Raw genomic sequence first — 18,774 nt, 5'->3', positions numbered from 1 at the left:
CTCAGATTTATTCGGATTCAGCAAACCAAGGTGCGCGAGCTGTCAAGATAAGAGACGCGGCGCGTTCTTCGGTAATACCTTCTATTTCTAACAATTCGTCGACAGATTGCTCAGCAAGATCTTCCATTGTAATAATCCCCTTAGACGCAAATACAAGCGCAAGGTGGCTGTCCATTCCTTCCATCGTCAACAAATCTTCAGCAGGCTTAGCATCATCTAGCTTTTCTTCTGCCTGCAATGCCTGATTCAATAGGCTCTCTTTTGCTCTAGAACGCAATTCGTTCACAAGGTCTTCATCAAAGCCGTCGATGTCCAGCATTTCTTCCATTGGAACGTATGCGACTTCCTCAAGCGTTTCGAAACCTTCGTCAACTAATTGCAATGCTAAGTCATCATCGATATCCAATGAGTTCACAAACACATCGATAAGCTTCTGAGACTCTTCTTGCTGCTTACTTTGCGCTTCTTCACTGGTCATGACATTCAATGCCCAACCTGTTAATGACGTCGCTAAACGAACGTTTTGGCCATTTCGACCAATGGCTTGCGCTAAGTTGTCACTTTTTACAGCAACATCCATAGAATGAGCATCTTCATCGATAACAATCGAATCGACCTCTGCTGGCGCCATCGCGTTAATAACAAGCTGCGCAGGATTATCATCCCACAACACGATATCTACACGTTCACCATTCATTTCATTCGATACGGCTTGTACGCGTGCACCACGCATACCAACACATGCGCCGATAGGATCGATACGGCGGTCGTTCGTTTTAACTGCTATTTTAGCTCGCAAACCTGGATCGCGAGACGCGCCACGAATTTCGATCACTTCTTCAGCGATCTCAGGCACTTCTAGCTTAAACAACTCAATCATGAATTCTGGCACGTTACGAGAAAGGACCAACTGTGGGCCTCTACCGTCTTCGCGAATTTCAGATAAAAGAGCACGAATCCGATCGTTCATACGGAACATTTCGCGATTGATCAACTGATCTTTTGGTAATGCCGCTTCCGCATTTTCACCTAGGTCTACGATCAAGCTGTCACGTGTTACTTTTTTAACTTGTCCATGTACCAGTTTACCGACTTTCTCGCTGTATCTCGCAACAACCTTGGCACGTTCAGCTTCACGTACTTTTTGTACAATAACCTGCTTAGCAGTTTGAGCGGCAATGCGACCAAACTCTTCAGAAGGAATTTCTTCTTCGTATATTTCGCCTATCGCTAAACCTAGACTTTGCTCAACAGAGTCATCTATTGTAAGTTCGGAATCTGGGTACGAATAATCTTCATCAGCTACGATGTTCCACTGACGAAATGTGTTGTAATCTCCAGTGCGCTGATCTATAGACACTCGAATCTTAACATCTTCTTCAAAACGACGTTTCGCCGCGCTAGCTAATGCTGTCTCAACTGCTTCAAAAATGACTTGTTTCGGGACATCTTTTTCGTTGGAAACTGCTTCAGCTACCAAAAGAATTTCTTTGCTCATCCTTTTAGCCTCTCTTTAAAGGTTAAACTTAAAATTGTGGAACAATATTGGCTTTCTCGATCAACTCGATGGGCAACAAATACTCTTCTTGATCGACAAGGATAACTACCTCATCACCTTCAACACCTGTAAGTTGCCCCTTAAACTTACGACGCCCATCAAAGGGAACACGTAATTTAAGAGCAACGACCGACCCAACGTAAGATTCATATTGAGACAGTTCAAATAACGGCCTATCGAGACCTGGTGATGACACTTCTAAATTGTATTCACCCGTGATTGGATCCTCAACGTCAAGAATAGAACTCACCTGACGACTCACTTGTGCACAATCTTCTACGTCGATCCCTTTCTCTTTATCCGTTTCGATAAATATTCTTAAAACTGAGTGCTTGCCCTGAGAAATGTACTCCATCCCCCAAAACTGGAAGCCTAACCCTTCAACAACAGGTCGAATAAGCTCTTCAATTAATGTGTGTTTGGCAGACAAAGCATCTCTCCTACTGAGACCTACACGTTACTTAGGTTTAAAACCCACAAACAAAAAACGGGCACAAGGCCCATTTACATCATATATTCCACATAGCAAAAAACCCCATATGGGGCTTTCTGACAACATCCCAACTATTATAAATAACAATTGGAATCAAAAAGTTGGTTGCGGAGGCCGGATTTGAACCGACGACCTTCGGGTTATGAGCCCGACGAGCTACCAGACTGCTCCACCCCGCGCCAAATTGAGAGCATTATAACACTCTCAAAAAATTATCCAACAAATTGGTGCCGATGGCCGGACTCGAACCGGCACAGCCGTAGGCCACCACCCCCTCAAGATGGCGTGTCTACCAATTCCACCACATCGGCAATCTAAAACTCAATCAACATCAATTACATGCCGATCAAGTTAGTTAGAAGGTATATCAGATCCTACTTCAGTTGTGTCCAATTGAGGCAAACTATCTTCAGACTCAACAACTGGCGCTTGAGGAACAAAATCTAACGCACCAGAGACACTTTTCGCTTTCTCGCTCGCAACGTATGCTAAGCCAAAGCTAGTCAAGAAAAACACAAGCGCAAAAAAAGCCGTCATACGACCAAAAAAGCTACTTCCGCCTTGACTACCAAATACTGTTTGAGAGGCACCGCCACCAAATGAAGCCCCAGCGTCAGCACCTTTACCCTGTTGCAATAAAACAAGAGCAATAATTGCAACTGCAGCCAACACATGTACTACTAAAATTAGCGCTTCCATTAAATTCCAGCCGCCTTAATAATCTCGTTAAACTCTTCTACTTTCAAAGAAGCACCGCCAACCAGCGCTCCATCAATATCTTCCTGCTCAAAAAGCTCTTTAGCATTCGCTGCTTTCACACTTCCGCCGTAAAGAATACTGACTTTTTTACCCAAACCTTCGAGAGATTCAGAAAGTAGCTTCCTAATCGATGCATGAACTTCTTGAGCCTCTGCACTTGAAGCTGACTTCCCTGTGCCAATCGCCCAAACGGGTTCATAGGCAATTACAACATTATCAAAGTTTTCCGCACCAACAACATCAAGCACGCTCTTTATTTGAGTCGAACATACTTCAATTGTAGAACCTTGTTCTCGCTGCTCTAACGTTTCACCGACACATAAAATTGGAGTCAACCCAAACTTAAGTACTTGAGATATTTTCTCAGCGACAATAGCATCGGTTTCACCAAACAATTCACGTCGTTCAGAGTGACCTACAATCACTGAGTCAGCACCAATATCTTTCAACATCGCTACAGAAACTTCGCCAGTAAAAGCACCATCGCTATACGAGGATACGTTCTGTGCGGAAACACTCAAACCATTTAGATCAGCGACCAAAGCAGATGCTTTTTCCAAATAGGGAAATGGGGGCGCGATAACGACATCAACATCATTAACCGACACAAGAGTTTCTACAATATTCTGTAAAAAATCCTTAGAGCCGTTCAGTTTCCAGTTTCCTGCAACAATCTTACGTCGAGACATCACACCCTCCTAAATTCGATGCAAGATTCTAGAGAAAGCTGCCCCCAGAATCAAGCGATAATTGCACTAAATCACGACTAATCAGTCAATCAGCTACAAACCAACCGATCTGCCACACTTAAAACTAACGTTTACTAAATCACTTTCTGCACTTCAGCCGATAGATAATCTATCAAATCCGAAACCAATTCATCATCACGACCCTCTACCATTACACGTATTAAAGGCTCAGTTCCTGAAGCACGCAATAACACGCGACCAGATCCATTTAGACGCTCGTTAGCGTGAGCAATTGCCTTTTGTAAAGCAGGTACCTCAGACGGTATAAAGCGCTCTTTTACCCGAATGTTTTTTAGCTTTTGAGGGAATTTCACCAACCCCTCAAGCAACTCATGAAGTGGTTTTCCTTCTTCTAACATTGCTTGCAAAATCTGCAACGCTGCGATAATCCCATCTCCGGTTGTTGTAATTGATTTACACACAATGTGCCCGGAAGGCTCTCCACCCAAAGACCAACCATGCTGAGTCAACTTTTCATTTACATATCGATCACCAACATTGGCACGACTAAAACCAACACCGCGTTCAGACAGCGCCAACTCCAATCCAAAGTTAGTCATTAGTGTACCGACTACACCACCAGAGAACTGGCCTTTTGAACTCAAATGATTGGCAATAATATAAAGCACATCGTCGCCATCACAAACTTTCCCAAACTTATCAACGAGAATCAATCGATCGCCATCGCCATCCAAAGCAATACCAATATCCGCACCATGTGCAACCACATTTTTTTGCAACAACTCAGGCTTCGTTGCACCACTCACCTCATTAATGTTTAGGCCGTCTGGACTCGCACCAATTACGATAACGTCAGCCCCTAACTCGGAAAACACTCTTGGAGCAACATGGTAGGTAGCACCATCAGCACAATCTAAGACCATTTTAAGGCCAGTTATGCGTAAACCAATTGGAAACGTACCTTTACAGTACTCAATATAGCGTCCAGCGGCGTCATCAATTCTTTTTGCCTTCCCTATTTTATCCGATTCAACCACTTCCATTGGCTGGTCCAGCCAGTATTCAATTTCCTCCTCAAGCTCATCAGAAATCTTCCCCCCTTCAGAAGAAAAGAATTTAATCCCATTATCTGTGTATGGGTTATGAGATGCACTAATCACGATCCCTGCACACGCTCTAAAAGTCCGCGTCAAATAAGCAATAGCTGGCGTTGGCATCGGCCCAACCAGCCTCACATCTGCGCCAGCAGCAACAATACCCGCCTCAAGCGCCGATTCAAACATGTAGCCAGAAATACGCGTATCCTTACCAATCAATATTTTATTTTTTGATTGACCATTAAATACTTTACCTGCTGCCCATCCAAGTTTAAGCATAAATTCAGGCGTAATAACCCCTTTACCAACTTGCCCACGAATACCATCTGTTCCAAAGTACTTACGCATTACGACTCTCTCTCAATTCGATACATCATCTCTAACATTTCGACATGCGGTCGCACGTCGTGCACTCTAAAAATCCTTGCGCCTTTAGAATAGGCTGAAGCATGAACCCCCATACTCCCAAATAGCCTATCACCTACATCAACTTTTAGCACATCACCTATAAGGGACTTTCTAGAGGCTCCAACCAAAACCTCATAACCCAAACCTTTGAATTCAGCCAAGCGATTCAACAGCGTCAAATTATGCTGGCGATTTTTACCAAATCCAATACCAGGATCAACCAATATATTGCAGCTCTTTATCCCCGAGTCTTGAGCCAATTTCGCCCTATTAGCAAGATAACCAACCACATCCTTGAGAGCTGACTCATACACTGGCGCGTTCTGCATATCTTCTGGCGTCCCCTTCATATGCATCAAACAAACAGGGAGATCCAACTCTGATACGACATCTATCGCACCTTCTCGTTCAAGCGCCCTCACATCATTAATGAGCCCCGCACCTTCCGCACCAGAGATACGCATTACCTCAGGTGAGCTACTATCAACAGAGACAATCGTATCAAATCTAGCGATAATCGCCTCAACAACAGGAACAACCCTATCTAATTCTTCTTGTAGTGACACTGGAGCAGCGCCAGGACGCGTCGACTCACCACCAACATCAATGAAAGAGGCACCTTCGGAGAGCATTTCCTCAACTCTGAACATTGCCGAGTCAATCACATTAAATTTCCCGCCATCAGAAAAGGAGTCAGGCGTCACGTTAAGAATCCCCATGACATGAGGGCGCGTTAAATCAAGTTTCTTACCGCCAAAATTCATCATCGACATATGTGTCACCAAATTCAACATCTAGATACAAATCAAACAAAAAAATAGGCGAGCTCAATGCTCGCCTATTAAAAACTTAAACTTCTCTTAAAAGCTTCAACAGCTTTGCATCTAACCCTTATTGGGTTCTCCGCCAAGATCCTCATTAGAATCAGGGGAATCACCTTCCGGCTTAGAAGCCCCCACTGTTTCATCATTAACTTCAGCAGCTACACCGTCTCCAGATCCACCATTCGAATCACCCCAGCCTTCTGGAGCGCTTGGCGTTTTACCATCCATAATCTCTTTAATCTGTTTAGCGTCGATCGTCTCGTACTGCATTAACGCTTCCGCCATTACGTCAAGCTTCGAGCGATTTTCTTCTAGAATATCGGTAGAGCGCTTGTAACATGAGCTGATAATACTTTTCACTTCAGCATCGAGCTTCTTACCAGTCTCTTGCGAGAAGTAATTTGCTTTACTGCCTGTACCGCCACCAATATAACCACCGCTGCTATCATCTTCTTCGTAGGCATATGCGCCCAACTCTTCAGACAAGCCCCACTTAGTCACCATATTTCGGGCCAAGCTAGTCGCACGTTCAATATCGTTTGAAGCGCCAGTTGAAACACCATCAAAACCATGAATCATCTCTTCAGCAATACGTCCACCGTAGAGACTACAAATCTGAGATTCAATACCACGCTTACTTAAACTGTATTTATCCTCTTCTGGTAAATACATAGTGACACCAAGTGCACGACCACGAGGAATAATCGTTACTTTATAAACTGGATCGTGTTCGGGCATCAAATAACCCACAATAGCATGACCCGCTTCATGGTAAGCGGTATTACGCTTCTCTTCCTCTTTCATGACCATGGATTTTCGTTCGGCACCCATTAGGATTTTATCCTTCGCAAGCTCCAAAAGCTCCATATTGACTAAGCGTCGATTAGAGCGCGCAGCAAACAAAGCCGACTCATTCACCAAGTTAGCAAGGTCTGCACCAGAGAAACCTGGTGTACCACGAGCAATGTTCTTCGGCTGAACGTCGTCGTCACACGGCACCTTGCGAAGATGCACTTTTAAAATCTGTTCACGACCTCGAATATCAGGCAAACCAACCGTTACCTGACGGTCAAAACGACCAGGACGTAGTAAAGCAGGGTCAAGCACATCTGGACGGTTGGTCGCCGCAATAACAATAATCCCTTCATTACCTTCAAAACCATCCATTTCAACCAAAAGCTGGTTCAATGTTTGCTCACGTTCGTCATTACCACCACCCATACCAGAGCCACGGTTACGACCTACCGCATCAATCTCATCAATAAAGATAATACATGGAGCATGCTTCTTGGCTTGTTCAAACATATCACGAACACGCGATGCACCTACACCAACAAACATCTCAACAAAATCAGAACCCGAAATGGTAAAGAATGGTACTTTTGCTTCACCAGCAATAGCCTTCGCCAACAAAGTTTTACCCGTACCTGGAGGACCTGCCATCAAAATACCGCGAGGTATTTTTCCGCCTAAGCGTTGAAATTTGCTCGGCTCACGTAAGAAGTCAACCAACTCTTCCGTGTCTTCTTTCGCTTCATCACACCCTGCGACATCCGCAAATGTCGTTTTAATCTGATCTTCAGGTAAAAGTCTCGCTTTAGACTTACCAAATGACATTGGTCCGCCTTTACCGCCACCACCGCCTTGCATTTGGCGCATGAAGAACATAAAAATCGCGAGAATCAATAAAATAGGGAAACTGGCAACCAGCAACTGAGTCCAAATACTTTGCTGCTCTGGCATGCGACCTTCAACAACCACATTATTGCTCAGCAAATCATCCATTATTTTAGGGTCTGCCGCCGCAGGCCTAACCGTCTCAAACGTGTCACCACTCGTTCTGCTACCACTAATGGTATAGCCATCAACAACAACTTTAGCGATACGACCATCGTGAACTTCTTTAACAAATTCAGAATACGAGATGCGATTCGCCTCGCTCGTCGTATTAAAATTGTTAAAGACCGTAAGTAGCACTGCAGCAATCACAAGCCACAGTAGAATATTTTTAAGCATATCGTTCAAGAGCACACCTCTTAACGGTTAACGTTCGCCAATTTTTTTAATCAGCCATTAATTACATTGTATTTATTTAAGTACTATCAAAGCACTCAAGTCGCCAAATATGATTCCAAACAGACCTAGTATTTCGGTCGAGTAGAATTAACAAACGGCATAATAAAGGTTCATATTGGGGGTCTTAAAAAAAAATACAAGTCCTCATCCGACATTCTGTATTCTTCTTACCTAATCCATCGCCAATTCCGCTATAATATCGCGTAACGTGACGAGCCTCCAATAAAGAGGACAAACTAATATGAGATATTTTAACTATGAGCCTAACCAATACTCAAAAAAAGCAATACCGGCTAATCGGACACTCCCTTAATCCCGTTGTTACAGTGGCAGGGAACGGTCTTACTGAACCCGTACTAACCGAAATGGATCGCGCACTTGAAGACCACGAGCTTGTCAAAATTCGCTACAGTATTGTAGATCGCGATGTTCGCAACGAGCTTATCGCCGAAACAAGTAAAATACTAAAATGTGAAATTGTTCAAACCATTGGTAAAGTTGCTTTGTTTTACCGCGCGTCTCTTGAGCAAAATCCGAAGCTTTCAAACCTTTTACGCTAGTTCCCCGTTGGATGGTCTACTATTTTAGTATAGACCATCCATTCAACCTTCCCGAATATTGGCCGATATACCTCATAACACTCGGGAGGAAATATGCTTTTTATCGACCCAATCACTAAAACACACCTTAAGATAGGTCAGCAGAATGAGCCGTTAAAACGACGTACGACTTACTCCAAGCTAATTAGTGATGAAGTAGATATCAGCACAGAGGCCCACTCTGTAAAAGAAATTGCACTTTTTACCGATCAAACACATGAACTTCAGCCTGAAGACAGCCTAATTGCAAACCTTTTGGCAGCGGTCTTTGACAAATGTGAAAAAAAACACACACCAACCATTCCACTCCAATCAATAAACAAGCAGACCAAACGTGCTGTTATTCTTCAAACTCCCCCGATCCCGAGAGCCTTGAGTCATAATAATGCTGGTGACGTCAATGAATCAAAACACAAAATAGAAGAATTTACTGCGCATGTCCCCGTGATATCAAAAGAAGGTCGCTCTGTAGATTTCACATTATTTCTTGAACTAGGATTAGGCTCCCCCAAAATAGCTGATCTATTTAAAGAGTCTAAAAAGAAAATTGATACACAGCCTGTCAAGACGCCTTATGAACTTTCATACATAACGAGTTTACCGAAAGAGTTGACCTTCATCGTGGATCAAGATGGTGAAGCAGATCAAATACAAACACTGTTAGATATAAAGCAGGGGGATGCAGGAGATATAGGAAAGGCCGGAAAATATGAAAACGCCAAAGGACTGAGAGTTTGGCTAATCAACCCTAAGCTCATCACCCCTATTTTACTAGGGGACGCCAACTTAGGTTATGTGTACGTTGGAAATGTCACACCTAGCCATAAACACATTCAGTCAGAAGAACATCCAGTAGCATATCAAGGTATTGATATAGAAGCTTGATTAACCTTTTCTAAAATACTCTTCTATTGAAAACGGTACGCAAAACCGATAGTCGTCGCACTCTCTGACTCACCCTCTTTAACGCTTGCTGTAATTAGACTGTAGTCGACATTCACGGACCAATTATCAAACACCTCATGCTCCACACCAAAGCCTAACCTTTTCGACGTTTGAGTCGACCCCGCTTCAGGCGAAACATCGACCTGAGCCAAGCCAAAAAAGAAATAAGGTCGTATCTCGCCATTATCATAGCCGAATTGCAGATCCACATAATTCATCGTCGCAGAAAGATCTCTTCCATCTTCCGTTTGTGGGAACGACTTCACACCTTTTGCCATTCCCACTTTCACACTGGCACTATTATTAAAGCGATAAACAACGGCATAATTTAACGCCATTGCGTCAAGACCTTCCTCTTGGAAACCATGCGATTCCGAGTCCAAATACAATGAAGTGAACCCAAGATTAAGAGACCAAGGTGATTCTGCATGGCTCGCTGTCGCAAAAGACACAAGAAACAAAGAAAAACAATACATCCAAATTGGTCGAAACAACATTTCATCCTCAAAATAAAAAAGCCCTAATATCACGATCAAAAAAGGATCACCTGACATTCGGGCTTTCGATTGTAAAGCATATAAAATAGCCTCGCTATTTCACACGCCTTATTTCCTTAAAACACACACTAGATCATTTAAGCACTAAAACAGTTATACGCTAAAGCTAGCACCACAACCGCAAGTCGACGTTGCATTTGGATTCGTGACCGTAAAACGAGCGCCCTCTAAGTTTTCTTGATAATCCACTTCAGAACCTACTAGGTATTGAAAGCTCAAAGGATCAACGACCATACGAACCCCTTCACGTTTCACTTCCGTATCGTCTTCTTGATACTCTTCATCAAACGTAAAACCGTACTGAAAACCAGAACAACCGCCGCCCGTCACGTAAACACGCAGCATTAAGCGCTCATTTTCTTCTTCTTCGATCAAAGACTTCAGCTTGGCTGCTGCTGCCGAAGTGAACTCAATAGGATCTACAGACTCAACCATTTTCTACCATTCCCAAAATACTTTTACCATTACGAGAGATTATCTTCTTAACCAAGTATTTTAGTCAAGTATTCATTAATGTTCGCGTGTTGATCGGAATGCCACATCAGGAAAACGCTCTTGCGCTAAATTCAAGTTAACCATAGTCGGTGCAATGTATGACAAGTTGTCACCACCATCCAAAGCCAGGTTCATCTGATTCTTACGTTTGAACTCTTCCAGTTTTTTAGCGTCATCACATTCGACCCAACGCGCTGTTGCAACATTAACGCCTTCATAAATTGCTTCAACGTTGTATTCTGCTTTTAAACGCGCAACCACAACATCAAACTGCAGAACCCCAACCGCACCCACAATTAAGTCATTATTTTGCATAGGGCGGAAAACCTGCACAGCACCTTCTTCTGAAAGCTGAACCAAGCCTTTTAGAAGCTGTTTCTGCTTTAAAGGGTCTTTTAGACGAATTCGTCTAAACAGCTCAGGGGCAAAATTCGGTATGCCTGAAAATTTAAGGTTTTCACCTTGAGTAAAGGTGTCACCGATTTGAATCGTACCGTGGTTATGAAGACCTATAATATCGCCGGCAAATGCCTCTTCTGCACGTGACCGATCTCCCGCCATAAAGGTAACCGCATCAGAAATACTGATATTTTTACCAAGACGGACATGATTCATTTTCATGCCTTGCTTATAAGAGCCAGAAACAATTCGCATAAAGGCGATACGATCTCGGTGTTTCGGATCCATGTTCGCTTGAATTTTAAAAACAAAGCCTGAGAATTTTTCTTCTTTCGCGTCAATTTGACGCTCAGACGTTTGACGAGGCAAAGGGGCAGGTGCCCATTTCGTCAAACCATCTAACATATGATCGACACCGAAGTTGCCCAAGGCCGTACCAAAATAAACAGGCGTCAACTCACCTTCTAAAAATAACTCGTGGTCAAACTCATTAGACGCGCCCATAACAAGTTCAAGCTCTTCACGTAACTGCGCGGCAAGCTCTTCACCTACCGCCTCATCTAAATCTGGGTTATCAAGACCTTTGACCGTGCGGAGTTCCTGAATAGTGTGACCCTGACCTGTTGAATACAGAATCGTCTCATCACGATGAATATGATAAACACCTTTGAACTCTTTACCGCACCCTATCGGCCAAGTAATCGGCGCGCACATGATGTTAAGCTCACTTTCGACTTCATCAAGCACTTCCATTGGGTCTCGGATATCACGGTCCAATTTGTTCATGAAAGTAACAATGGGTGTATCTCGTAAACGCGTTACTTCCATCAATTTACGCGTACGATCCTCTACCCCTTTCGCGGTATCGATGACCATCAAACAAGAGTCAACGGCCGTCAACGTTCGGTAGGTATCTTCAGAGAAATCTTCATGCCCAGGCGTATCTAAAAGATTCACTAAGCAATCATTGTACGGGAACTGCATCACAGAGGTGGTGATCGAAATACCACGCTCTTTTTCCATGTCCATCCAGTCTGATTTTGCGTGCTGGTTTGATCCACGACCTTTTACGGTTCCAGCCTGCTGAATAGCGCGTCCAAAAAGTAACACTTTCTCGGTGATGGTTGTTTTACCAGCATCGGGATGAGAGATAATCGCAAAGGTGCGACGCTGATCAATATGATGTTCGAGCTGCGAGTTAGACATGTCTGAGTATGGGTTCTTTAAATTCGATGAGTAAGCCTGCCAATTTAATTTGGCATAGCATAAAAAATTGCGCGTATTTTCGCTGAAATCGAAGAAATAGTCGATAGACGAGCGGTATTTAGTCCAAATGCGCTCAACTTAATGCTCCATTATGACTATATTTAAGTTCCCATGCACCTTCAATTATGAAGGTGCATTTAGGAATGCAAGCAGCTGGTTGGGCTGCTCCTATTGAATGCCACGAATAAATTAAATGCCAAGAGCGAACATCACTATTACTTCTGCTGTGTTTTAAGATCACGTTCCGCAAGATGCGATAGCAATAAATAAGAAGAACCAATCAGGCCACCCATAGAATCGCCATAACGACTGCGGTTAAAGTATAGAAATTGATTGTTTTTGACCGCAAATAAACTCTTCCACTGAGGCGACGCTCTAAATTCTTCCGTTTCTTCACGACTGTCTAGCAGTGGTTCATAAGTATCAATAATAACGTCAGCATCCAAATCACTGATACGCTCTAAACTGTAGTTAACGCCTTTTTTCGCGTTTTTATAGCCTTGTGTTCGACCTAACCCCATATCCGCAATCACTTCATCAAGACCGCCACGACCAATTAATTGGAAGTTATCCTCGTATATTTCTAACGTTGTCACCGTGACTTTTTCAGGATTTGGAATCAAGCGCTTAAACTCACTAACCACCCACTGATATTCCTTTTTTTGATCCTTGTATCTTGCCGTTTCACCGACTAAATCAGCCAGTTGTGCCGCCCACTCCTCAATGGATTTTTCCTTTGTAGGAAGAATTACCACTGGCGCAATATTTGACAACTTATCTTTAAGCTTTTCTTGATAAGGCAACCCGATAATCAAATCAGGTTCAAGCATCGCAATGGCCTCTTCATCTGGCGATTTGTGACTGCCAACATACACAAGCCCTTCAGTATCAAAGCGGTGTTCGACTCCTCTATAATACGGCTCAGACCAAAAACGCTTACGCGCCACAGAACCACATGGGCGAATACCCAGTTCATATAATTGAACAGTCAAACTAAAGTCATGTAAGGACACCACGCATTTCGGTTTAACCGGAACCTCGACTTTTCCAAACTGATTTTCAAACATTCTCATTTCAGCCGCCTGAACCCCAGATACAAGGCAACAAACTAAGCTCACGCTAACCAATAAAATGCGTTTAAAAAACATCTTTTCTCTCCTTTTTAGACTTTTTTAAGTCTACTCATTAAAACAATAAAATACGGCGCGCCCACCATCACCAGAACCAACCCTGCAGGAAGCTGTAAAGGCGCAAACACATTTCTTCCCAAGGTATCCCCCAAAGCCACCAAACAGGCTCCTATCAAAGCAGACAAAGGAATTAAAGCGCCATGTCGATCCGCGCAGAACCGCCGTGCAATATGAGGTGCAATCAGTCCAACAAAGGTTAAAGTTCCCGCTGTCGCCACTGACGCAGACGTCAACGCAACACTTAACAAAAGTAAAAAAGGAATGATTTTTCGATGGACCACGCCTCGAGAAAAAGCAACTTGATCACCTAAAATCAATAAATTAAGAGGTCGAAAAAACAGCCACGCAAGCAACCCAGGCACAAGCAACCACCACACCATAATCTCAACCTGTGCCCAAGACACCTGATGCAAACTTCCGCCTAACCACATTAACGCCGATTCAACTAACTCAATATCGCCATAGGTAATGAGCATTTCAGAAAAGGCGCTCAGCATCGACGTGATTCCAACCCCAACCAACACCAAACGAATCGGCGAGTAACCCGCCATCGTCGACAATATCCAGATCAACGCAGCGACAGAAAAGCCCCCCAACATCGCACTGAAAGGCAACAGAGATATTGGAATCAGACCCGGCATAATGACCACAAACAACAACATCGTTGCACTCGCGCCAGCTTCAACGCCAATCAAGCCTGGTGATGCCAACGCATTACGCGTGATCGATTGTAGGATAACGCCCGCTATTGCAAGCGCCGCCCCGCATAAAGCCGCCGCCAATAAGCGAGGCAAACGAAATTCCCAAACAATCCTCACCAATCGCTCTGGTGCAGAATCCGGTGATAAGACAATTTGCCAGCTCTTTAGAAGGCTAAGCTGATAACTTCCTGTCGCCGTTCCCCAAAGCAAAATAAAGAGCAACAACACAGTAAAACTGAACAACCAAAATACGTCCGTTGAACGCGCACGAATATTAACGCCAGCAATTGGGTTGAAGTTCACTAAACGAGGCGTAGGGCTAGTAGGAAAAATTCGAGGCAGGAAGTGAGCTAGTCGAGAAAAGTAATTCGATTTCATTTCATTTTCCCCAATACCAGCGCGATAAAGACCGGCGCACCGACAAAAGCAGTAATGATGCCAGTATTGATTTCATACGGCCGCAATACGAGACGAGCAACAATATCAGACAGAATGAGCAACAACGCACCCAGTAATAAGGAATACAAAAACAACCATAGATAACTGTTTCGTATCAGTAAACGCGCCATATGAGGCACAACCAAACCAACAAAACCAATCGGCCCCGCCACCGCGACGACACAACCTGATAAAACGATGACCAGTGCCAACCCGCTGACTTTTAAAAACAAGACATTCACGCCCAAACTAGACGCAACACGTTCACCTAAATGGAAAGCATTGAGCGAACGCACTAACGCAAAACTGAAAAGAACAGCACCGATTAGATAGGGATATACCCAATCTAATTTTTTCAGATCAGACGCGCCAATCGCTCCAGTTAGCCAATGTCGTAATTTATCCAGCCCTTGCTGATCCATAATAAGTAATATGGCCGTCATTGCTGAGAACATAGCCGTTACTGCCATTCCCGCTAACACTAGACGCTCAGAACTTTGCTGCCAGCCACTTAGCGCCATCACGAATAACGCAGCAAAGCCCGCCCCAAGAAACGCCAAAAGAGGAGAGTAAACATGACTCGCAACCGGCAAAAACAACAACCCTGCCACGACAAAAAATGCGGCACCGCTGTTAATCCCAAGTAACCCTGGGTCCGCCAAAGGGTTGCTGCTAATCGCTTGCATAATGACACCAGAAAGTGCCAATGATGCTCCCACAACCAAGGCAACAATCAATCTCGCTTCTCGGTTTTCTCTGACAATCGCTTGATCCATATTTGACGGATCATAAGCGGTTAACGCCTGCCACACCGTGACCCAATCCAAACTTTTTGCCCCGACACTCAAATGCCATAAAGAAGCCGAGACCACAGCAACAAAAAGCAACACTGCCCCTATCAACCGAGCCAATGGAAAGTAACGACTTTCCGAGCCTTGCGCTTTATTTAACATCATGGCGTTAACTCACACTCTCTATTCGGTTCAGTTCGTCATTCTTTACGATGCGCCCATCACCAGACATATCGACCACGGGCAGCGCAATCGGGTTACCGTTATGTGGATCACGAATAATATGAGCGTTTAACCCAAAAACGGCTTCCAGATTTTCTTTTGTAAAAACCGCATCAACAGCACCTTCTGTAAACACCTGACCTTGTTTCATCATTACAAGGTGATCTGAGTAGGTTGCCGCCTGATTAAGATCGTGCAAAACGGCAATAATGGTTTTACCTTGGTGTTTCAAAGAAGAAATTAGGTTCATTAACTCAACCTGATGCGCCACATCCAAATACGTTGTAGGCTCATCCAACAGCAAAACAGGCGTATCTTGGGCAAGTGTCATCGCAATCCAGCAACGCTGCCTTTGCCCACCAGACAGTTGTTCAAGTGGTGTATCAAGGTAGTCATTTACGCCCGTGACGCGCACCGCATCCGATACCGCGTTCTCATCAGCATCGGACCACTGCTTCCACCAGCTCTGCCAAGGGAAGCGTCCCTGCATAATCAGTTCACGAGCGGTTAGGCCAGCGGGGTTGGTAGCGAATTGAGGCAACAGTGCTAAACGCTTGGCGATCTGCTTTCGACTCAATGTAGAAAGCACCTCATCATTCAAAGCAATGCTTCCATTTAACGGAGTAATCAACCCAGAAATAGCATGCAGCAAGGTTGTCTTACCACAGCCGTTTGCGCCCATCAAGGTAGTAAACTTACCTGTTGAAAAGGTAAGATCTATGTTATGTAAAACCTGCTTTTTCTTATAACCAGCGTTTAAACGCTCGACTGCCAACATTCGAACTTTCCATACTCTATAAAACAAAAAATCGGCGTCACTAAAAAAGTGACACCGTTGTTACTATTCGGACGTTAAAAGCCCACTAAATAAAGTCGAAACTTAGAATTCCAGACGGGCAGTGGCATACACAGTACGCGGATCGCCAACATTAATACGATACACATTACTGCCGCTTGCCGTGTAGTACGTTTCGTCTGTTAAGTTTTTAACACCTGCATTTAAACGAAGCTGAGTTTCGTTTCCTAATGCTACGTAATACCAAACAGCAGCGTCATAAACGGTATAACTCGGCAAGGTAAATGCATTCGCATCATTGCCAAAACGTTTATCAACGTATTCCGCACCAACACCAAACCCAAGGCCTGCTAAATCGCCACCTTTAACCTCGTAAGACCCCCAAATTCGAGCCTTGTTTTCAGGAATGTTATATGGCGTGTTGCCATCGTTCGTTCCATCGTTTGATTCCATAATCTCAGCATCCATATAAGAGTATGAAGCCAAAACGTTAAGCCCTTCTAAAAACTGAATAGAGCTCGTTAAATCGACGCCGCTTGTTTCTGTCTTACCATTTAAGATAGTGTTCAGATTACCATCAACCGTCGCTACATTCTTACGCTCCAATTTGTATGCAGAAAGGCTGACACGCAACCTATCATCAAGTGCACTCGATTTAATCCCCACTTCAACTTGCTTTGCTGTTTCAGGGTCGAAGTCGCCACTGTAAACACCTTCAGTAACGGTCGGGAAGTTAGGTTTAAATGATTCGGCATAAGACACATAAGTTGAAAGCGTATCAGTCAAATCATAGATTGCGCCCAATTGCCCACTTACATGATCATTTGAACTGTCTATCTTTTGCTTATCCGGCGATGAAAGCTCGGTGTAAGAAATACTATTTGATGTGGTATAGAAAGTTTTATTCTCACCATCTAAATCATATTTGTCGTAACGTAAACCCGCTAGCACATTTAAGCGATCCGTCACATAAGTAAGGTTTTGAATCGAAAAGCCAAATTCATTGGTTGTCGTATCACTATTACTAATAGCAGTTGGAGAAAGCTTACTATTTGATGAATTGACAGAATTTGTAATATCAATTGCATCTAAATCAACAATGTTCATACCAGCAAAAGTGGTCAATGCAAGAGAGTCCGTTGAATCTTCCTTTCGACTGTGGAAATTTGCTCCGATATAAAGAGTATGATCAAGCCCTGCAAGTTCGTAATCGCCACTAAGGCTATCAGACACAAACAAGTCGCTCGATTCCATATCATTAAAATCAACCCGACGTGCAAGCAAGTTGTTGCTAGACTGAACAGAGTTTACTAGAGCTGTTCTCGCTACCGAGACGATCGCCGCAGGGCTACCATAATCAGATAGACTCCCCGTGCTAAAACCTCGTACCGCACGAGTCTGGTAATCATCAAACTCTTTTTCGTAGTAGCCCACTTTAAACTTGTTCGTCCACCCATTATCAAGCTCATAATCCCAGTCAAACTGAAGCAGGTCTTCTTCACTGTCACGAATGTCAAACTCGCTGCCAAGCACTCGTTCTCTCGGTATATCAGCAACCGAGAAATTATCGTTGCCATCATTCACCATAACAGTGCCACGGTCTATCGGTAACTCTTGTTCGGTGTGGCTTAAACGAACGGTAAATGTATTTTGATCGTCTGGTGTGTAACTTAAAGAGGGCGAGACCATCAGACTTTTACGCTCTGTATTAAATGTACCGTCCTCAGTTTTTACTTCTCGGAACGTTTCTGAATCTTCGCCACTCACAACGATTCGGTATTGAACATCATCTGACAATGAGCCTGTACTATCTAAGGTTAGCTTTTGCTTACCGTATTCATCGAGATCCACTTGAACAGAATGCGCGCTTTCTACTTGCGGCTTCTTAGTAACCACATTGATCATACCACCAGGGCTTACTTGACCATGAAGAACGGAAGCAGGCCCAAGCACAACTTCAACACTTTCAATGTTCGCGACGTCAACGTTATAACGACTGCTCACAGGACTACCGTCTACAAACAAGTATTCGTTTCCAAAGCCACGAATATTCACTTCAGTTTCAGTGCCACCGAAGCCATCTGAGCGAGTAACAGCAGCAGAGTTAGACAGAACATCGCTTAAATCTTTAGAGTTCTGGTCTAGAATCAGCTGTTCAGGAATCACCTGTACCGTCCGCGGCACGTCATCAATATCCGCATTAAACCCGGTGGCAGATTCCGCTTCATCGAATTCATAACGGCTTAGCTCTGTTCCACGCACTACTAGAGTATCAAGTTCAACCGCATCCTCCGAAGCGCCATCGGCAGCAATCGCCATTGGAACTGCAAACATAGATAGCATCCACATTCCTAGAGCCTTTTTCTGTGTCTCACGGCCGATGTAGCGAGCCAATGCCGTCTTCTTCATGAGCTGGTTTCCTTTTAATGTTACAAAAATGAAAAACTATT

At 43.9% G+C, this 18,774-nt stretch carries 17 protein-coding genes and 2 tRNA genes; 2 read left to right on the top strand and 17 right to left on the bottom strand.

Going from position 1 to position 18,774, the window contains the following annotated elements:
- Positions 1–7: 7 nt before the first annotated feature.
- From nusA to ftsH, 9 genes are all read right to left on the bottom strand, one after another.
- Positions 8–1,498: a transcription termination factor NusA gene (nusA, locus tag MARME_RS04960; RefSeq protein WP_013660158.1), complete on the bottom strand. Its 1,491-nt coding sequence runs from the start codon at positions 1,496–1,498 to the stop codon at positions 8–10.
- Positions 1,499–1,526: 28 nt separating this feature from the next.
- A complete protein-coding gene (rimP, locus tag MARME_RS04955) occupies positions 1,527–1,988 on the bottom strand; it encodes a ribosome maturation factor RimP (RefSeq protein ID WP_013660157.1) in 462 nt (153 codons plus the stop codon).
- Positions 1,989–2,153: 165 nt separating this feature from the next.
- Positions 2,154–2,230 (bottom strand) — tRNA-Met (locus tag MARME_RS04950).
- Positions 2,231–2,276: 46 nt separating this feature from the next.
- Positions 2,277–2,362 (bottom strand) — tRNA-Leu (locus MARME_RS04945).
- Between the two features lie 40 nt (positions 2,363–2,402).
- The gene (gene secG / locus MARME_RS04940; RefSeq protein ID WP_013660156.1) at positions 2,403–2,750 is read right to left on the bottom strand and encodes a preprotein translocase subunit SecG; all 348 of its coding nucleotides are present in this window, start codon (positions 2,748–2,750) and stop codon (positions 2,403–2,405) included.
- The gene (gene tpiA / locus MARME_RS04935) at positions 2,750–3,499 is read right to left on the bottom strand and encodes a triose-phosphate isomerase (protein ID WP_013660155.1); all 750 of its coding nucleotides are present in this window, start codon (positions 3,497–3,499) and stop codon (positions 2,750–2,752) included. The genes secG and tpiA overlap by 1 nt, the downstream gene beginning before the upstream one ends.
- A gap of 134 nt (positions 3,500–3,633) precedes the next feature.
- Positions 3,634–4,965, bottom strand: a complete 1,332-nt coding sequence (gene glmM, locus MARME_RS04930) for a phosphoglucosamine mutase (RefSeq protein WP_013660154.1) — start codon at positions 4,963–4,965, stop codon at positions 3,634–3,636.
- Positions 4,965–5,798 (bottom strand): dihydropteroate synthase, encoded by an 834-nt coding sequence (gene folP, locus MARME_RS04925; RefSeq protein WP_013660153.1) that lies wholly within the window; start codon positions 5,796–5,798, stop codon positions 4,965–4,967. Before folP ends, glmM begins: the two co-directional genes overlap by 1 nt.
- 111 nt (positions 5,799–5,909) lie before the next feature.
- A complete protein-coding gene (ftsH, locus tag MARME_RS04920; RefSeq protein ID WP_013660152.1) occupies positions 5,910–7,874 on the bottom strand; it encodes an ATP-dependent zinc metalloprotease FtsH in 1,965 nt (654 codons plus the stop codon).
- A gap of 308 nt (positions 7,875–8,182) precedes the next feature.
- Between ftsH and MARME_RS04915 the strand changes: the two genes are divergently transcribed.
- Both MARME_RS04915 and MARME_RS04910 read left to right on the top strand, forming a co-directional pair.
- The gene (locus MARME_RS04915) at positions 8,183–8,485 is read left to right on the top strand and encodes a YhbY family RNA-binding protein (protein WP_013660151.1); all 303 of its coding nucleotides are present in this window, start codon (positions 8,183–8,185) and stop codon (positions 8,483–8,485) included.
- A 93-nt stretch (positions 8,486–8,578) separates the two neighbouring features.
- Positions 8,579–9,409, top strand: a complete 831-nt coding sequence (locus MARME_RS04910; RefSeq protein WP_013660150.1) for a hypothetical protein — start codon at positions 8,579–8,581, stop codon at positions 9,407–9,409.
- Between the two features lie 23 nt (positions 9,410–9,432).
- Here the strand turns inward: MARME_RS04910 and MARME_RS04905 are convergent, their stop codons facing one another.
- From MARME_RS04905 to MARME_RS04870, 8 genes are all read right to left on the bottom strand, one after another.
- Complete coding sequence (locus tag MARME_RS04905) at positions 9,433–10,023, bottom strand: outer membrane beta-barrel protein (protein WP_041647762.1); 591 nt, start codon at positions 10,021–10,023, stop codon at positions 9,433–9,435.
- A gap of 96 nt (positions 10,024–10,119) precedes the next feature.
- Positions 10,120–10,461 (bottom strand): iron-sulfur cluster insertion protein ErpA, encoded by a 342-nt coding sequence (erpA, locus tag MARME_RS04900; protein WP_013660148.1) that lies wholly within the window; start codon positions 10,459–10,461, stop codon positions 10,120–10,122.
- A gap of 75 nt (positions 10,462–10,536) precedes the next feature.
- Positions 10,537–12,126, bottom strand: coding sequence for a peptide chain release factor 3 (gene prfC, locus MARME_RS04895; RefSeq protein ID WP_013660147.1), 1,590 nt, complete (start codon positions 12,124–12,126; stop codon positions 10,537–10,539).
- A 275-nt stretch (positions 12,127–12,401) separates the two neighbouring features.
- Positions 12,402–13,334 (bottom strand): ABC transporter substrate-binding protein, encoded by a 933-nt coding sequence (locus MARME_RS04890; protein ID WP_013660146.1) that lies wholly within the window; start codon positions 13,332–13,334, stop codon positions 12,402–12,404.
- A 14-nt stretch (positions 13,335–13,348) separates the two neighbouring features.
- Entirely contained in the window at positions 13,349–14,455 is a 1,107-nt protein-coding gene (locus tag MARME_RS04885) for a FecCD family ABC transporter permease (protein WP_013660145.1), read from the bottom strand.
- On the bottom strand, positions 14,452–15,471 hold the full coding sequence (locus tag MARME_RS04880; protein WP_013660144.1) for a FecCD family ABC transporter permease: 1,020 nt from the start codon (positions 15,469–15,471) through the stop codon (positions 14,452–14,454). Before MARME_RS04880 ends, MARME_RS04885 begins: the two co-directional genes overlap by 4 nt.
- A 4-nt stretch (positions 15,472–15,475) precedes the next feature.
- The gene (locus MARME_RS04875; RefSeq protein WP_013660143.1) at positions 15,476–16,306 is read right to left on the bottom strand and encodes an ABC transporter ATP-binding protein; all 831 of its coding nucleotides are present in this window, start codon (positions 16,304–16,306) and stop codon (positions 15,476–15,478) included.
- A 102-nt stretch (positions 16,307–16,408) separates the two neighbouring features.
- On the bottom strand, positions 16,409–18,733 hold the full coding sequence (locus MARME_RS04870) for a TonB-dependent siderophore receptor (protein ID WP_013660142.1): 2,325 nt from the start codon (positions 18,731–18,733) through the stop codon (positions 16,409–16,411).
- Positions 18,734–18,774: the final 41 nt, after the last annotated feature.

The organism is Marinomonas mediterranea MMB-1, assembly GCF_000192865.1.
In the GTDB taxonomy this organism is placed as follows: domain Bacteria; phylum Pseudomonadota; class Gammaproteobacteria; order Pseudomonadales; family Marinomonadaceae; genus Marinomonas; species Marinomonas mediterranea.
Note: the sequence above shows the minus strand (reverse complement) of the source record. Positions and strands in the feature narration are given on the sequence as shown.

What these genes read in the sequence shown, in the direction of transcription:
- MARME_RS04915 (WP_013660151.1), top strand. Translation starts at nt 8,183, where the DNA reads ATGAGCCTAACCAATACTCAAAAAAAGCAATACCGGCTAATCGGACAC.
- tpiA (WP_013660155.1), bottom strand. Translation starts at nt 3,499, where the DNA reads ATGTCTCGACGTAAGATTGTTGCAGGAAACTGGAAACTGAACGGCTCT.
- nusA (WP_013660158.1), bottom strand. Translation starts at nt 1,498, where the DNA reads ATGAGCAAAGAAATTCTTTTGGTAGCTGAAGCAGTTTCCAACGAAAAA.
- MARME_RS04885 (WP_013660145.1), bottom strand. Translation starts at nt 14,455, where the DNA reads ATGAAATCGAATTACTTTTCTCGACTAGCTCACTTCCTGCCTCGAATT.
- prfC (WP_013660147.1), bottom strand. Translation starts at nt 12,126, where the DNA reads ATGTCTAACTCGCAGCTCGAACATCATATTGATCAGCGTCGCACCTTT.
- secG (WP_013660156.1), bottom strand. Translation starts at nt 2,750, where the DNA reads ATGGAAGCGCTAATTTTAGTAGTACATGTGTTGGCTGCAGTTGCAATT.
- MARME_RS04905 (WP_041647762.1), bottom strand. Translation starts at nt 10,023, where the DNA reads ATGTCAGGTGATCCTTTTTTGATCGTGATATTAGGGCTTTTTTATTTT.
- folP (WP_013660153.1), bottom strand. Translation starts at nt 5,798, where the DNA reads ATGTCGATGATGAATTTTGGCGGTAAGAAACTTGATTTAACGCGCCCT.
- MARME_RS04910 (WP_013660150.1), top strand. Translation starts at nt 8,579, where the DNA reads ATGCTTTTTATCGACCCAATCACTAAAACACACCTTAAGATAGGTCAG.
- erpA (WP_013660148.1), bottom strand. Translation starts at nt 10,461, where the DNA reads ATGGTTGAGTCTGTAGATCCTATTGAGTTCACTTCGGCAGCAGCAGCC.
- MARME_RS04880 (WP_013660144.1), bottom strand. Translation starts at nt 15,471, where the DNA reads ATGATGTTAAATAAAGCGCAAGGCTCGGAAAGTCGTTACTTTCCATTG.
- MARME_RS04870 (WP_013660142.1), bottom strand. Translation starts at nt 18,733, where the DNA reads ATGAAGAAGACGGCATTGGCTCGCTACATCGGCCGTGAGACACAGAAA.
- glmM (WP_013660154.1), bottom strand. Translation starts at nt 4,965, where the DNA reads ATGCGTAAGTACTTTGGAACAGATGGTATTCGTGGGCAAGTTGGTAAA.
- MARME_RS04890 (WP_013660146.1), bottom strand. Translation starts at nt 13,334, where the DNA reads ATGTTTTTTAAACGCATTTTATTGGTTAGCGTGAGCTTAGTTTGTTGC.
- MARME_RS04875 (WP_013660143.1), bottom strand. Translation starts at nt 16,306, where the DNA reads ATGTTGGCAGTCGAGCGTTTAAACGCTGGTTATAAGAAAAAGCAGGTT.